General features: G+C 63.9%; 14 protein-coding genes. 7 read left to right on the top strand and 7 right to left on the bottom strand.

Features of this window, described 5'->3' with window-relative positions:
* Window positions 1–335 precede the first annotated feature (335 nt).
* Window positions 336–653 (top strand): hypothetical protein, encoded by a 318-nt coding sequence (locus R2834_10260; protein ID MEZ4700701.1) that lies wholly within the window; start codon window positions 336–338, stop codon window positions 651–653.
* A 94-nt stretch (window positions 654–747) separates the two neighbouring features.
* Here R2834_10260 and R2834_10255 read toward each other — a convergent pair whose 3' ends face one another.
* Window positions 748–1,548, bottom strand: coding sequence for a hypothetical protein (locus R2834_10255; protein ID MEZ4700700.1), 801 nt, complete (start codon window positions 1,546–1,548; stop codon window positions 748–750).
* A gap of 295 nt (window positions 1,549–1,843) precedes the next feature.
* Entirely contained in the window at window positions 1,844–3,505 is a 1,662-nt protein-coding gene (locus tag R2834_10250; GenBank protein ID MEZ4700699.1) for a J domain-containing protein, read from the bottom strand.
* Between the two features lie 650 nt (window positions 3,506–4,155).
* On the opposite strand from R2834_10250, the gene R2834_10245 reads away from it, so the two are divergent.
* The 3 genes from R2834_10245 to R2834_10235 all read left to right on the top strand — a co-directional run bounded on the left by R2834_10245 (window position 4,156) and on the right by R2834_10235 (window position 7,380).
* Window positions 4,156–5,172, top strand: coding sequence for a hypothetical protein (locus tag R2834_10245; GenBank protein ID MEZ4700698.1), 1,017 nt, complete (start codon window positions 4,156–4,158; stop codon window positions 5,170–5,172).
* A gap of 244 nt (window positions 5,173–5,416) precedes the next feature.
* Complete coding sequence (locus R2834_10240; protein ID MEZ4700697.1) at window positions 5,417–5,902, top strand: Lrp/AsnC family transcriptional regulator; 486 nt, start codon at window positions 5,417–5,419, stop codon at window positions 5,900–5,902.
* Window positions 5,903–6,375: 473 nt separating this feature from the next.
* Window positions 6,376–7,380 carry a glutamine synthetase beta-grasp domain-containing protein gene (locus R2834_10235; GenBank protein ID MEZ4700696.1) on the top strand — a complete coding sequence of 335 codons (1,005 nt, stop codon included), beginning with the start codon at window positions 6,376–6,378 and terminating at the stop codon, window positions 7,378–7,380.
* Window positions 7,381–7,448: 68 nt separating this feature from the next.
* Here the strand turns inward: R2834_10235 and coaE are convergent, their stop codons facing one another.
* Genes coaE through R2834_10220 form a run of 3 tightly spaced genes read right to left on the bottom strand, consistent with a single transcriptional unit; the run spans window position 7,449 to window position 10,483 of the window.
* Entirely contained in the window at window positions 7,449–8,048 is a 600-nt protein-coding gene (gene coaE / locus R2834_10230; protein ID MEZ4700695.1) for a dephospho-CoA kinase, read from the bottom strand.
* A gap of 31 nt (window positions 8,049–8,079) precedes the next feature.
* Window positions 8,080–10,131: a hypothetical protein gene (locus tag R2834_10225; GenBank protein MEZ4700694.1), complete on the bottom strand. Its 2,052-nt coding sequence runs from the start codon at window positions 10,129–10,131 to the stop codon at window positions 8,080–8,082.
* A 7-nt stretch (window positions 10,132–10,138) separates the two neighbouring features.
* Window positions 10,139–10,483, bottom strand: coding sequence for a histidine triad nucleotide-binding protein (locus R2834_10220; protein ID MEZ4700693.1), 345 nt, complete (start codon window positions 10,481–10,483; stop codon window positions 10,139–10,141).
* 250 nt (window positions 10,484–10,733) lie between these two features.
* On the opposite strand from R2834_10220, the gene R2834_10215 reads away from it, so the two are divergent.
* The 3 genes from R2834_10215 to R2834_10205 all read left to right on the top strand — a co-directional run bounded on the left by R2834_10215 (window position 10,734) and on the right by R2834_10205 (window position 12,543).
* The gene (locus R2834_10215; protein ID MEZ4700692.1) at window positions 10,734–11,147 is read left to right on the top strand and encodes a 6-carboxytetrahydropterin synthase; all 414 of its coding nucleotides are present in this window, start codon (window positions 10,734–10,736) and stop codon (window positions 11,145–11,147) included.
* A gap of 81 nt (window positions 11,148–11,228) precedes the next feature.
* Window positions 11,229–11,840: a GTP cyclohydrolase I FolE gene (gene folE / locus R2834_10210; protein ID MEZ4700691.1), complete on the top strand. Its 612-nt coding sequence runs from the start codon at window positions 11,229–11,231 to the stop codon at window positions 11,838–11,840.
* A 1-nt stretch (window position 11,841) separates the two neighbouring features.
* Window positions 11,842–12,543 carry an SDR family oxidoreductase gene (locus R2834_10205; GenBank protein MEZ4700690.1) on the top strand — a complete coding sequence of 234 codons (702 nt, stop codon included), beginning with the start codon at window positions 11,842–11,844 and terminating at the stop codon, window positions 12,541–12,543.
* A 101-nt stretch (window positions 12,544–12,644) separates the two neighbouring features.
* On the opposite strand, the gene R2834_10200 is transcribed toward R2834_10205, so the two are convergent.
* Both R2834_10200 and R2834_10195 read right to left on the bottom strand, forming a co-directional pair.
* Window positions 12,645–12,857 carry a cation transporter gene (locus R2834_10200; GenBank protein ID MEZ4700689.1) on the bottom strand — a complete coding sequence of 71 codons (213 nt, stop codon included), beginning with the start codon at window positions 12,855–12,857 and terminating at the stop codon, window positions 12,645–12,647.
* Window positions 12,858–12,870: 13 nt separating this feature from the next.
* A complete protein-coding gene (locus R2834_10195) occupies window positions 12,871–15,339 on the bottom strand; it encodes a heavy metal translocating P-type ATPase (GenBank protein MEZ4700688.1) in 2,469 nt (822 codons plus the stop codon).
* Between the last annotated feature and the right edge of the window lie 131 nt (window positions 15,340–15,470).

Here is a 15,470-nt window from a genome sequence, read left to right as displayed (position 1 = left end):
ATGGCGTATCGCATGGCCTGCTCACCATCTAGTCTCTGCACCTTTCGGTTACTGCGCCGTTAGACGCTGGCCTTCACCGACTTGGCTCAGGATTGCCGTATCGCGAACGACGTAGGGTTCCCTGAATTCACCCGCTGCGCACCGGACGATTACTCGACCGGGGCACCAAGAACCGTTTTTCGGAGGTTTTGGGTGTCGTATTCGGGACTGTGTATTTCCGCATGGCAGTTCGCACACACTAGAATACACTTTCGTGATTCTTCCAGAATGGCCTGCCACGTACGATTGGATAAATGCCTCAGATCCAACGGGAACGCTTTACCATCGCGAGAGACATGATGGAACTGAAGCGCTGCCAGATTAGCAGCATAACCGCAACGACTACATCCCCCACCCATCTGATCGACGAGTATCAGCTTTCTCGTCAAACCTCGACGGGTCTGGGAATATGCGGTGTTCGTTTGACGGCTAACCTTTCGATAGTGCGCGCGCTGCTTACAAGCGGCACGGCAATACCTAATCTGTTTGCCTACCAGCGGCTCACCGCATACGACACATATTCGCATCCGATCAAAGAACGATTTCTTGATGAGTCCACTGCTCTAACCGCTGAGCTACGGGCCCGGATCTTCGTGTTCAAGATCTGGCGGTGATACCCCTCAATGCCGGATGGGTTCGCAGGTGTTTCAACAGCGCTAATCGGCAGTGCACTCAGGTCCACAGAACCCTCGCATCCTCTTGGTTCTCTCAGTTCTCGACCTCATACAGGTCGTGGATCGCCTGCATGGTGGCGCGGAGCATGTGTTCGGCCTCTTTGCGGTCTACCTTGATGTAGCCGTGGATCAGGTCGTTGCCGCGGTCGACGATGTGACGGAGCTGGTGCTTCAGGGCCCGATACGGACGGAGGAGGCACAACATCCCGATCATCTGGGCCAGCGAGGGATCTTCGGCGTCGAGAAACCAGCGATGCGACGTGTGGGCGACGCGCTGTTCGACGTAGAGGTAGTTCTGGGAATGCGGGTCGTCCAGGCCGGCGCGGACGAAAATGTCTCGCACGGAAATCTCCAGCACCGTCCGGCACAGCGCGCAGGTCGCGTTGTATTGCTGGAAGACGAAGCAGTTGCGCAGCTCGTTGACGAGGTCCTCCAGGAAGTCGGGCAGCAGCCCGATGCCCAGCACGACCGACCCGACATCATACAGCCCTTCGATGTACCCGTACGGATCGAACCACGAAAAAAACAGGTCCTCGCTCAGGCTCATGATGTGATCCGCATCCAGCGAGTCCTGAAACAGCCCGCGGATGAAGCCCTCGGGCAGGTCGTTCCCGGTGCTGATCTTCTGGAGCTGGGCCCGGATTTTTTTGTCGGTGATTTCCGGCAACGCGGCGACCGAGCGGGGCAGCAGGCTCAGGCGTATGTCCTGACGCACCTTGTGGTACGACCGCAGGTGTGCGTGCGCCTTTTCCACATCCTGTTCCTCGATGGCGGCATCGAGGACGGCGTGATAGAGCGTTTCGAGCTGACGTACTTTTCCGACCAGGTCTTCCATGGCGGCAACGCTGCTTGTGCGCGCAGGCTCGGAAACGCCCGTGCGCTGCCGTTCAAGGCTCAGGATTACGGGTTCAGGACAGGGCGCAAAGATAACCGACCGCTGTATCCAGGTCATGGCCGGCCGCGAGGAGCGCGGGCGCCGGCATGGGGTCGATCTCCGTCGATGTCCGCTTCCAGGCCGCCGGAGGACGTTCCGGGCCCGGAAAGAGAGATAGGAAACGTATCGGCGGCAGGGGCTCCGACTTAAGCGACTGCTTATAGAAAGGCAGGGTGCCGCGCGGCGGCGTCTCGGATCACCGGTCTTCGCCGGTGTCGATCTTGATCTTGAGCGGCGAGGCGGCGGACGGGTAGTAGCTCACCACGCGATCGTTTTCGAAGGAGACGGTCGAGTGACCGTATTTGAACATGCGCTCAGTGTACTGGTCCGGCGTACCCTGCACGGCGATCACCTCGTCCCGGGTCGATCCGATCGAGAAATACTTCGTGCTCGTCGGCCGCGACGGCTCGAGGATGACGTTGAGCGGGTTGGATGGCGAGGCATGCCATCCGATGACATGGCCGTCGCGGAAAGAGACGGTCGAATACCCGTAATGGAGCGTGTTTTCGTTGAAGCTGTCCGGGCTGCCCTGCGCGGCGATGACTTCGTCTTTCGTCGAGCGCAGCGTGAAATACGTCGCGCTGGTGCGCGAGCCCGGCATGAGGCGGGCGTTGAGCGGGTTCTCCGGCGCCTGGTGCCAGTTTACGACGCGGCCCCGTTCGAACGTGATGCGGGACTTGCCGTACATCAGTTCGCGGCCGTCCTCGCCGAAGTGGTCGGGCGTCCCGTGAATGGAGATGATCTCGTCGCGGGTCGAGCCGACGGTGAAGTACTCGACATCGCGGTAGATGAACGGTAGCAGCCGGACCATAAGCGGGTGGTCCGGCGCCTGGTGCCAGCCGACGACGCGGTCGTTGTCGAAGACGACGGACGAGTAGCCGTAGCGGTAGAGGTTGTCGCGGACGATGATGTCCGGCTGTCCCTGTGCGGCGAGGACTTCGGCCTTGGAGGAGCCGAGCGTGAAGTAGCCCGCCGGCACGGCCGGCGCCAGCCGGCGCCGCGTCGTGTTGCGGGGTTCATCTTCCGCCGCGCCGGCCGGGTCGATCGGCCAGACGCTCGAGGTATCGGTGTCCGGAATGACGGCGCCTTGCGCCACGGCCGGCTGGGCCAGCTTGCGGGTGGCGGCTTCGCGCTCCATTTCGTCGACCCAGCTCCGGGTCTCCGCGACGCGGTCGTTGCGCTCGGTGAAAAAGAGGATGGCGGCGAAGCCCAGGATCAGCAGGATGCCGACGGAGAGGTAGAGCACCACCGGGCTGCGTTTCTTGCGGGTGCGGCGATACGGGTTGCTGTAAGCGTTTCCGTAGCGGCCATACTGGATCGTGGCGCGGCGATGCGTCAGGGACGCGGCAGGCGTCCATCCGCGCGACTTGGTGTGCGACGAGGAGGGGTTTGCGCCGGTCCAGTTATTTTGTTTTGCGTCGTCGCGAAACGCATTGAAGGTACTCGCGTTGGATGGGCGTTCAGCAGGGCGCCGGCGTCCATTCTGGCCATTCGTAGGCCGCCGGTATCCGCTATAGTACGCGCCGGACGCGCCGTTCGACGGACGCTGGCCTCCGGGCCGGTTGATCGTGCTCGAATCGGGCGAAGACGCCGGCGGCGCTTCAGATGCCGAGGGGTAGATGGGACGCTGCTGATTGGCCGTCGCTTCCGCGCGCGCACGCTGCCGGGCCTGATAGGCTCGGATCTTCTCGTACGCATCATTGATCTCCGCGAGCTTTTCTGCGGCCTTCGATTTTAGACGCGCATCTCCTTCGAACCGGTCAGGGTGCCAGACCTTGGCCAGATCCCGGTACGCCGCTTTCACCTCTTCGGGTGTAGCGCCGGGTTGCAGCTCAAGTATGTCGAAGTATTGCTTCATCGAGGCACCAGCGAATAGTCGTTATTCGGCGCGTGGATTCAAGGGTGCTTGTGTACCATCTGGACCATCATGCGCTCCAGGTTGCGACACCATTTCAACTCAGGCAATCGCCCGAAGGTGCAGCGTTGAGCGCCGACCGGGAGCTAGATGCTCCTATCGTTTCTCAGGATGCACTGGTACTCTCGTCCCATCAGATTGGATGCACGGAGCCGGGAGGCGGCGAAAAAAGCATGGAAGGGCAAACGGCGCTTCATGGCGCCATGCCCCCAAGATAGCCTATCAAAACCGTTGTGTAAACACCATTTCCACACTTCTTAGCCCCTCTACCGTTATGACCAGGCAAATTACAATACACTTACGATTGAAAGGACACAGCTTCGTGACAATCCAGGAGCCTCCTCTCTGTTGATTAGGGCTGCACACACGCTCTGTGTTCGTTTCGCTATCCAGCCGGTGCAAAAATACGCCGGATCACACCTCCAGAGAGGTGCTCCAAACCCGCAGTGATTGATCGATTAAAGGCGCATCCATCACCAGTCTAAAGTGCATAACCACTCGCGGTTAGCGCTGAAAAAAACCCTGCAGACTGGTGGTATCATGCACCACCCCTGGGCAGCGATCTACTCACCACCCCATGACGACCGAAGACGTTGAAAATCAAACGAATCCTCGCCGCGACTCTTTGCGATCGGCCCGAGCGCGCCTCGGTAAATAAACTGGTTGATGAATGCTACCGGCTTGCGCTGGCCTATCTGCAAAAGAAAGCCCGTTCCGGGTATCTCCTACCGCATCTTTTCGGGCTTACCCTTGAAGATCTGGCCCTCGACTGTTTCGCGGATCTCTTCCAGCGTGACGAACGGGGCCGCTTCAACTTGTTGGACCAGTATTTCGCCTCCGTCAAATGGCAGAAGATGGGCGAGCAGGACCTCTATATCGTACTTCGCCGGCTGATCTTCAGCAAGGTGAACGAGGGGCTCTTCCGCCGCTATCGTGAAGCCGACCCGACGCTGGCCAAGATCATTCGCAATATCAAGGACGCGGTGAAGGCCGATACCCGGCTCCAGCTCGAGCGCTACAATGGCAGCGCGTGGCTGATCGCCGGCGACTTCGACGCCTCGGAACTGAGCGGCGCGCCGATCGCGCCGGTCGAAGTCCTCGAAGCGCATCTCATCGCCTGGCTGTGCCGCTCGGCCAGCTCGCACGAACTGGTGTCGTCGTTCGTCGAGTTCGCCGCGGAACACCCCTACTACTGCAGCGCCTACCCGGTCACGGGCTTCGCCCAGGCCATCCGCGCCGCGTATGTCCATGTCGGCGAGACGAGCGAAGAAGCCGCCGCCGCCCACGAACAGGTGCTCCGTCCGGAAGAGGTCGAACAGGCCATCGAGCAGGCCACGCAGAAAGTGCAGACGGTCATGCACGACTCGTATGTGAAAAAAGGCAAGGTCTGCGTGTCCACCTTCGACACCTACTTCCATACCGTGCGCGACATCCTGACCGCTCAGTTCGTGCGGGATTCCCCGCCGGTCGGGTCGTATTTCGATGCCCTCAAGACGTACATCCCCAGCCTCTCGCGCGGGTCGTACAGCCAGGAGCATCGCAATATCCTGGAGTACATCACCAAGCTGTCCCGCTCCCAGCTCCTGGTCTATCTCAAGAACCAGGCTTAACCGCGGTCGGTCGTCCCAGACGGTGTGTGCGACCGCGGCGATACAGGAGCGCTGCTATCGAAATGCGAGGATCCGGGTGCGCGACTATCGCGCGCTTTCGTCGGATCCTCGCATTTTTTGGTTTCAGACGGCGCCGGCCGTCGATGATGGAGAGCGTAAGAATTTAAACTGCGAGTTGACTCGTCTCGCCTCGTTGATGTAGCTTTGGGGCAACTGTGTTAAAAATATTAGGGGGGCGCTGTCGATGGACAGAATAGATGAGATCGATGTAAAAATCCTTTCGCTGCTCCAGGCGCAGGGGCGGATGAAGCGAAATCGCATCGCGGAAGAAGTCGGGCTCTCGGTCCCGTCCGTGAGCGAACGCATGCGGAAGCTCGAGGAACGGGGCGTGATCACCGGCTACTACGCGGTGGTCAATGCCAAGCGGCTGCATATCGATATTACCGCCTTCATCCGCGTGCGCGTCGAAAATTCGGATGGCTATCCGGATTTCGTGCGGCGCGCGTCCGAGATGTCCGAAGTGCAGGAAGTGCACTCGATCACGGGCGAAGGATCGCACATCCTCAAAATACGAACACGCAACACGACGACGCTCGAACAACTCCTGGCCCGGATCCAATCGTGGCCGAGTGTGCAGGGGACGTCGACAAGCATCGTGCTCAGCACCTACAAGGAGACCCGGGCGATAGAGGTCGGGCCCACCGAACTCTTCGCCGGCGAAGGCACCTGAAGGTATCCCGGAAGGGTCGGACATCGTCCGGCCCTTTTTTTATGGACCCTTTTTTATGGAACGGCCGCGACGCACCCAACGCCGCTCCCGGCGGACTCCCACCCCGCTAGGGTCTAAAAAAATTAGGGGTTACGCCGACCGCCTGTGGGCACCGGCCCGGTGTGGAAGCGCTTCTTTTGTCTTATTTATTAAGGCTCAGGGCGGATAAGGTGTTCATAAATATTTGGCGAAGTGGGTTCCGGTTTCTTCCGGCCCGATTGCTATGATATAGGGCGCTGGCTATATTGCCGGCGGATTGGCCTAAATTATTTAGACATTTTGTTGCGACATCGTGATTTACCGACGATGCTACGCCCCGGCCATCGCGATGCGAAGCCTGTTGTACCCACGCCGCGCCGGCCGCGATGCCGACCGCCGATCCGCTCCCATGGAGTTTTCCATCCACGCACTCACTCATTCACGCTTGAATCCCTATGAGCACCAAGTATAAGCTCGAGTACATCTGGCTGGACGGGTACAAACCCGAGCCGAATCTCCGCAGCAAAACGAAAATCGTCACCCTGAGCAAGCCGCCGACGCTCAAGGATTGCCCGGAATGGGGCTTCGATGGCAGCTCCACGGAGCAGGCGGAAGGCCGCTCGTCGGATTGCCTGCTCAAGCCGGTCAAGATCGTTCCGGATTCCGAGCGCGTAAACGGCTACCTCGTGCTTGCCGAAGTGCTCAACGCCGACGGCACGCCCCATGCCACGAACATGCGCGCCGCGTTCGACGACGACCCGGACCTCTGGCTCGGCTACGAACAGGAATACGTGCTGATGCTCGATGGCAAGCCCCTCGGCTTCCCGGCCGATGGCTTCCCCGGCCCGCAGGGCCCCTACTACTGCGGCGTCGGCGCCGGCAAGGTCGCCGGCCGCGAGATCGTCGAGGAGCATCTGGATGTCTGCCTCAACGCCGGCCTCGAAGTGACGGGCATCAACGCCGAGGTGCTGCTCGGTCAGTGGGAATACCAGATTTTTGGCAAAGGCGCCAAGGAAGCGGCCGACAGCGTACAGCTGACCCGCTACCTCCTGATCCGCACGGCCGAGAAATACGGCGTTACCGTCGAACTGCATCCGAAGCCGATCAAGGGCGACTGGAACGGCAGCGGCATGCACACCAACTTCTCCACCACGCGCATCCGCGAGAAAGGAGGCGAGAAGTATGTCAGCGCCCTGATGGAACAGTTCAAGGCCACCCACAAGGAGCACATCGCCGTCTACGGTTCGAGCAACGACCAGCGCCTCACCGGCAAGCACGAAACCCAGAGCATCAAGAAGTTCAGCTTTGGCGCCAGTGACCGCGGGGCTTCGATCCGTATCCCGGTGGCCATGATCCAGAACAACTGGAAGGGCTATCTGGAAGATCGCCGGCCGGCCTCGAATGCCGACCCGTACCGCGTGGCGGCCCGCCTGATCGAAACGATCAAACAGGCCAAGTAAACGGAGCTTCCGGAGTGCGGGAGTCGGGGGAAAGGGCGTTTTATGCGTCCCTACCCTGGCTCCCGCGCTTACGTTGGGTCCGTCATCCGGCGAAATAATGCCTCGGCCTGCCGGCGCAGGTCCTCCAGATCCCCATCGTTCTCGATCAGGATATCGGCGCGCCGGCGCAACGTCGCCGGCGGCAGCTGGTGCTGCATCCGCGCGCGGATCTGCCCCTCATCCACGCCGTCCCTCGCCGCCACGCGCTCCAGGCGCGCCCGCTCCGGCGCATGCACGACGGCAACCGCATCGACGTACGCGTCACCCCCCGTCTCGTAAATCAGCGCGGCCTCGTAAACCAGCAACGGCGCCCCACGCTGGGCCGCCTCCGCCTTCCGCGCAACCAGGGCCTCCCGTACCCGGGGATGCACCAGTCCGTTTAACGTCGCCAGCCGCTCCTCGTCGCCAAAAACCTGGCGCGCCAGATACGCCCGGTCGAGCCGTCCGTCCTCCATGAACGTTTCCGCCCCGAAGGCGGCGATGAGCCCCGCCCGGAGCGCCGGATCCTCGTTCATCAGCCGTTTCGCTTCGGCATCCGCATAAAACACCTCCGCGCCCATCGTTTCGAGCATGCGGCAAACGGTCGTTTTGCCGCTTCCGATTCCGCCGGTGACGCCAATGGTTTTCATGGGAGCAGGGTACGGGTTGCAGGAACGGGGCCTAGAGCGGCCAGGACAGGGTGACGGCCAGGTTTGGAATATAGCGGCGCGTGCCCTTGTCCGCTTCCTTCCGGATGTGGGCGGCGGACTCTTCCGGCAAGTCGCCATAGAGCCTGTACCGGATCCGCTGCCAGTTCACCCAGCCCTCGAAGCGGAGGCTCCCGCCCGACGTCATGCGCCAGTCGATGGCGGTCGTCGGGCCGACCTGCTCGATCCATCGCCGGCCGGGGCGCGTGACCGTGGTGCGCAGGACGGCGCCCTGTTCGTCGCGGAGGATCCGGCCGGCTTCGTCCAGCCGGCGATAACGCACGGTCGTCGCCCGGTCGTAGTCGGTCCGCACGAAAAAGCGGAAGCCCAGCTGCGCCACGAGACGCCGGCCCGTCTGGATCCGAAGACGCCCCCCGTAGGTCCGCAGGGTATCGAACGGGATTTCCGCAAACCGGTCCTGCAAAAACCGCCCCAGCCGCAGATCGCTCAACGTCCCGTCGGCCAGCAGGCGGAGGTGACGGCCCAGGTCCTGCTCGAACGATCCGTCGTAGCGCAGTTCGCGGGCCGACTGGTCGGTGGCGCGCCGGCCTTCGAGCACAAAGTCGTCGACCGTGTACGTGGCGCGGACTTCAGACGACAGCTGCGCCTTCGTGGCCGGCGACGGGGACCACGTGAGGCTCGGGCGGAGGCGGAGCGACCGCTGGATGTTGTTCTCCGCCGAGCGCTGGGCCTTCAGGTATACGGTGTGGTAAAACGTGCCCAGCATGCGGACATCGGCTTGCAGCGCCCGGCTGATCTGGTACTGGAAGCCGGCCTGGCCGTTAAAAAACACCTCGTCGCGGTCGTCCTGGTTGATCTCCGGGGTGTCGTGGCGCAGGATGGTGGCGGTGCCTTCGAGGATCAGTCCCAGCCGGCGGGAGAGGGTCGCCTGGTTGCGCAGCTGGAGGGTGTAGAAGTTCTGGTCGTAGTCGGCCTGTTCCAGGAGCGACCCTTTCTGCGCGGCCTGGGCCGGGGGGAGGTCGTCCCGGTTCGCCAGCGTGCGCGCCTCGGTTTCGGCGCCGATGCTGAGGGTGAGCGACGAGTGCAGGGCCGGCGCGTCGTAGCGGAGCCCGGTCTCGATGTCGATCGAGCGGCGGTGGAAATCGGTGTCGAAGTAGAGCGCGTCGTCCGGTGTGCGGTAGGAGCGCACGAGCCGGTTGTTCGCGCCGAGATCGACCGAGCCGGCGAGCGTGAGGCGCGGGGCGATCGGGGCGGACAGGTCGATGCCGGCCGCCAGGGTGTCGCTGGTCGTGGCCTCGATGGTCTCGGGGGCGGCGACGGCCGCCGCGTCGCGATTCAGGAAGGAGACGGACTGATAGGCATCCCGCCGGATGTTGCTGTAGGTGAGGCGCGTGGCGAAGCGGGTCTGATCGAAAAACCGCTCCATCGACCCGTTGACATGCAGCTGACGCCCGCGCCGCGGCGTGATCAGCTGGAGGTTGGCGTCGCTCTCCAGGCGGATGCGGTACCCTTCGATCTCGCCGGGCGTCAGGCGGAAGCTGCCGCCGAACAGCGGGCCGGCGTCGCGCCGCAAGGGCGAAAAGCCGGCGCTGTTGAGGGCTCCGGGCCGCTGGTCGAGCGTCAACCCCAGCGACGGCTCGAGGGAGAGCCAGGGCGCCGGCCTGACCGGCAGCACCCCGACGATCGATTGCTGGAGCACGCGGCCCTGGCTGAACCAGACCGTCTCCCCGTGCAGCCCCGCGCCCACGGCGGCGCGGCCGGGCGCGGAGAGGTTCCAGCGAAAGACATCCTCGTCGCGAAAACTGAGGCGGTTGTCGAACAGCACGTAGGCGTCGGACGCGAAGCGGTTTACGGCCTGCAGGCTCCACCGCCCGATGCGCTCGTCGACGTCGACATGGGCGGCCCATCGGTAGCGATTGACTTCGCGTTCGTATCCCAGCGTAACCGCGCGCGGCGTCTGCGCGGCCGTTTCGGACAGGGTGCACATCGACCAGAGCACATGGAGCATCAGGAGGACGGCCGGCGGAGACCGGAGCACCACCGCCGCGGGCAAACGGCTGCGCATGCGTTCGTCACCCCGGGGGCCAGGTCAACGGGCGACCGCCGAGGAGATGGAGGTGGAGATGAAACACCGTCTGGCCGGCGCCCGGTCCGCAGTTGAAGACCGTGCGGTAGCCGTCGACGAGCCCTTCCTCGGCGGCGAGCTGGCGGGCCACCGTGAACAGATGCCCCACGAGCGCCTCGTCGGCCGCGTCGAGGTGGTCGAGGCTCGGAATCGGTTTTCGGGGGACGATCAGGATGTGGGTGGGCGCCTGCGGATGGATGTCGCGAAAGGCAAAGCTGTGCTCGTCCTCATACACGATCGTCGCGGGAATCTCCCGGTCGGCGATCTTCTCGAACAGGGTTTTTTCAGACATAGGCGTAGCGCGAAGGTGCGCCCGATGGCCGGGCAATTGAAACTCAGATACTCAACAGCCGATACTCCGTTTCAGCCGGCGTACAGAACGGCCGTCATGCCCGATGCGCGGCGGGACCGATTTTCCCGCTGGCGTGTAAGCAGCAGGTACGCCGCGCCCCGATTCATGCTCTGAGTCACGCGCTTAGTCAGTTCTGCCCCGGCGCGGGTAACACGTTCGCTTGTAACCTCCACCTACACCACGCGTTCGTATGCCGATCGTTTATGTGACCCGCACCGTCCATTTTAACGCGGCGCACCGGCTACACAATCCGGATCGTTCCGACGAATGGAATCGCCGGGTCTTCGGGAAGTGCAACAACCCGAACTGGCATGGGCACAACTATACGATGGAAGTGACCGTGGCCGGCGAACCCGATCCGGAGACCGGCTACGTCATCGACCTGGGCGCGTTGAAGCAGATCGTCGAGGACAAAATCCTCTCGAAAGTCGATCACGCCAACCTGAACCTCGACGTGGATTTTATGCGGGGCCAGCTTGCCTCGACCGAGAACTTCGTCGTCGCGATCTGGCGGGAGCTCGAAGGCGCCCTGCCGGCGGGACGGTTGCATTGCATACGGCTCCACGAAACCGACCGCAACATGGCCGAATATCGGGGGGAGTAGCCCCGATACGCCGCCGCGTACGCGAACGCTGCTACTACATCTATGAAGAAAAAAACGACGAAAACGCCGGCCTCCAACGGCATGGCCCATGCGACCATGGAGAAGCTCTATATCCGCGAGGATCGATACGATGCGGAGGTGACCGGCGAAATTGCCGGGCACGTCACCGGCATTCTCGATAAACTGGGTGAAAATCCGGGCCGCGAAGGCCTCGCCAAGACGCCGGAACGCGTAGCCAAGGCCTACCAGTTTCTGACGCAGGGGTACGCGATGGACCCGCATGCCATCCTCACGGCGGCCCTGTTCGAAGAGGATTACAGCGAGATGATCCTGGTGAAGGATATCGAGGTATATTCGCTGTGCGAGCATCACATGCTGCCCTTCTTCGGCAAGGCGCACATCGCGTACATCCCCAACGGGAAGATCGTGGGCCTGAGCAAGCTCCCGCGTGTCGTTGATGTGTTCGCCCGCCGGCTCCAGGTCCAGGAACGGCTTACCCTCCAGATCCGCGACGCGATCGACGAAGTGCTGAACCCGCTGGGCGTGGCCGTCGTCATCGAAGCGCAGCACCTGTGCATGATGATGCGCGGCGCGGAAAAACAGAACTCCACCACTACGACGAGCGCCGTGAGCGGAGAATTTCATCGGGATGCGACGCGCACCGAGTTCATGCGCCTGATCGGGGCCCGCTGAGATGCCGACCGTCCTCATCACCGGCGCCAGCCAGGGTATCGGCGCGGCGATCGCGCTCGCCTTCGCCGGCGAACCGGATACCCGTCTCGCGCTCGTCGCCCGCCACGCCGGCAACCTCGATGCGGTGGTGCGCCGATGCACCGCCGCCGGCGCCGAAGCCGCGGCCTTTGTCTGCGACGTCACGAACGACGAAGCGGTGGAGGCGATGGCCGCCTCCGTGCAGTCCGCCTGGGGCGCCCCGGACGTGGTCGTGAACAACGCCGGCGTTTTTACCCCCGGGACCATCCAGGAGACCACCGCCGAGCGCTTCCGCCACCAGGTCGAGGTCAACCTGACCAGCGCGTTCCTGGTGACGCGCGCCTTCCTCGACCCGATGCTGCAACGTGGCAGCGGCCATTTCTTTTTTATGGCCTCCGTCGCGTCCATCCGGGCCTATCCCGCCGGCGCCGCCTACTGCGCGGCCAAACACGGCCTGCTCGGGCTGGCCCGCAGCGTGCGGGAAGAAACGCGCCAGCACGGACTGCGCGTTACGGCGCTCCTCCCCGGCGCAACCTTCACCCCGAGCTGGGAGGGGGTAGACCTGCCGGAAACGCGCTTCATGCCGGCGGAAGACATCGCCCGGGCCCTGCTCGACGTCTACCGGCTCAGCGACCGGACCGTCGTGGAGGAACTGATCCTGCGCCCCCAGCTCGGAGATCTCTAGGAGGGGGGATTGGCGATCAAGGATTCGTGATCAAGGATTTGGGTGCCGCAGAAGGCTCCCCATCCTTGATCACGAATCCTTGATCGCTAATCCCAATCTCCTCAAAACTTGACGACTTCGAAGCCCACGTCGTCGATGGCCTGAACGATGGCGTCGTGCGCCACCTTGTCGGGGTCGTAGCTGATCTCGGCGAGGCCGATCTCGACCCGTTCGACCTTCACGCCTTCGGTCTGGGTGAGGGCCTGGGTGACGGACTTGACGCAATGGCCGCAGCTCATGCCGTTTATCTTCAGGGTTTCGGTTTTGGTACTCATGGCCTGTAAGGATTCAGGAGATACTGGATGCACGCCAGCGCCGCAGGCGGAGGCTGTTGGTCACCACCGACACGCTCGATAACGCCATGGCGCCGGATGCGATCATCGGGCTGAGCAGCCAGCCCAGCAGCGGATAGAGCGCCCCGGCGGCGATCGGGATGCCGACGATGTTGTAGATAAAGGCAAAGAACAGATTTTGTTTGATAGTACGCAAGGTGCGCGCGGACAAAGCGAAGGCATCCGCCACCGCCCCGAGGTCGTCGCGCATCAGCGTCACATCCGCCGCCTCGATGGCGATGTCGGTGCCGGCCCCGATCGCGATGCCGATATCCGCCAGCGCCAGCGCCGGCGCGTCGTTGATGCCGTCGCCCACCATCGCCACCTTGCGCCCGGCCGCCTGCAGCCGTTCGATCTCCGTCGCCTTCTGATCGGGCAGGACGCCGGCGATGACATGCTCGATGCCCACCTGGGAAGCGACCGCCCGCGCGGCACGTTCGTGGTCGCCCGTGAGCATGATCACATCGAGTCCGATGCGCCGCATGGCCGCGACGGCCTCGCGGGACGAGGCGCGGGGCGCGTCCGCGATCGCCAGATAGCCGGCGAACTGCCCGTCGATGCCGACGCCGATCAGCGTGTTGCCGGCCTCCTGCAGCGCGGCGGCCTCCGCCCCCAGCGCCTCCGTCGACAGCCGGCGCTGCGCCAGGAACGCGTCGTTGCCGATAACCACGGGCCGGTTCTCGACGACGGCCTCGATGCCCAGACCCGTCGCCGACTCGAAGGCCGATGGCGCCGAAAGCGCCAGGCCGCGCTGTTGCGCCGCGCTCAGGATGGCCCCGGCGACCGGATGCTCCGAGCGCCGCTCGGCGGAGGCGGCGATCCGCAAGACTTTGTCCGCGGCCCAGCCGGCCGCCGGCCGGATATCCGTTAACCGCGGCTTGCCTTCGGTGAGCGTGCCCGTCTTGTCGAGCACGATGGTGTCGATCCGATGCAGCTCCTCCAGGGCGTCGCCGCCCTTCACCAGCACGCCGTGCTCGGCGGCCTTGCCGGTGGCGACCATGATGGCGGTGGGGGTCGCGAGGCCCAACGCACACGGACAGGCGATGATCAGCACCGACACGAAGGAGACGAGGGCATAGGCCAGCGCCGGCTCCGGTCCGAAGTACATCCATACTCCGAACGTCAGCACGGCAAGGCCCAGCACGATGGGCACGAACACGCCGGCGACGACATCCGCAAGGCGCTGGATCGGCGCCTTGCGCCCCTGGGCGTCGCGGACGAAACGGACGATCTGCTGGAGCGTCGTCTCCGATCCGATCCGGCGCACCTCGTAGGTGAAGGCTCCCGTGCGGTTGAGCGTGCCTCCCGTCACGGCGTCGCCCGGCTCCTTTTCCACGGGCAGCGGCTCGCCGGTGATCATGCTCTCGTCGACGGCTGAATGCCCGTCGACCACCACGCCGTCCAGCGCGATGCGCTCGCCGGGGCGGACCAGCAGTCGCTGGCCCACGGCGACCTGCGCCACGGGCAGTTCGACCTCGCGCCCGTCGACCACCGCCCGCGCGATCGCCGGCTGGAGATCGACCAGTTTTTCGATGGCGTCGCTCGTTCGCTGCTTGGCGCGCGCCTCCAGCAGGCGGCCCATCAGGATGAGCGTCACGATCACGGCGGCCGCCTCGAAATACACGTCCGGCGTGCGGCCGAGCGCGCGTTCGAACAGGGCGGGGAAGAGCGTCGCCACCACGCTGTAGCCGTAGGCGGACCCTACGCCCAGCGAAACGAGCGTGTTCATGTCGGCGCCGCCGTGCCGGAGCAGCCGGATGGCGCCGCGGAAGAACGGCCCGCCGGCCACCACGACGACGGGGGTCGTCAGGGCGAGCAGGACGTAACGGACGCCGGGGAAATCGAGCGCGCCGTGCGCCATGGAGATGACGAACACGGGCGCGGTGCAGAGGGCGGCGAGCAGGAAGCGGCGAAAGAGGGCCCGGAAGGCGGTGGCATGCGGGTCTTCATCCTCGGGCGCTGTTTCGACCTGGGCGTCGACCGCTGCCCATCCCCGCCCCACCAGCAGCGCCTGAATGGCCGCCGGCTCCACCACGCCGGGCACATAGGTCACCCGGATCAGGTCGTCCGCGCGGGTCGCCGAAAGCACGCCGTTGGTGCGCTCGAACGCCGCCTCGAGGTCGTCATCCGTCGGAGCCGGCCGGCCCGGAGGAAGCGGGCTTTCCACCACCGCATGCGGCACCGTGAACCCGGTGCGCTCGATGGTCTCGACCAGGTCGGAGAGGCGGACCGAGCCCGGCGCCGCGGAGATGCGCGCCCGGTTGCTGGCCAGGTTGACCGCCACATCCTGCACCCCCGACCGTTTGCGCAGCTGCTTTTCGATGCGGACGGCGCAGGAGGCGCATTCCATGCCCTCGACGGGCAGGGTCCACTCGCTGGCTTCGTGTTGCGTGTCGGTGGAGGCGATTTCTGATGACGGGTTCATATCGGCGATCTGGTCGTGAGGGGTGTCGGGCGACCATGGGTTCCGTTAATAAGCGTCAGGGGCGCAGGAGATCCGGGCGAAGCCGGGACTGTGTGGTTCTGTGTTGCATTATCGTACGGTTGTACGGGCTG

It is taken from the genome of Rhodothermales bacterium (assembly GCA_041391505.1).
In the GTDB taxonomy this organism is placed as follows: domain Bacteria; phylum Bacteroidota; class Rhodothermia; order Rhodothermales; family JAHQVL01; genus JAWKNW01.
This window is presented reverse-complemented; position numbering and strand designations above follow the sequence as displayed.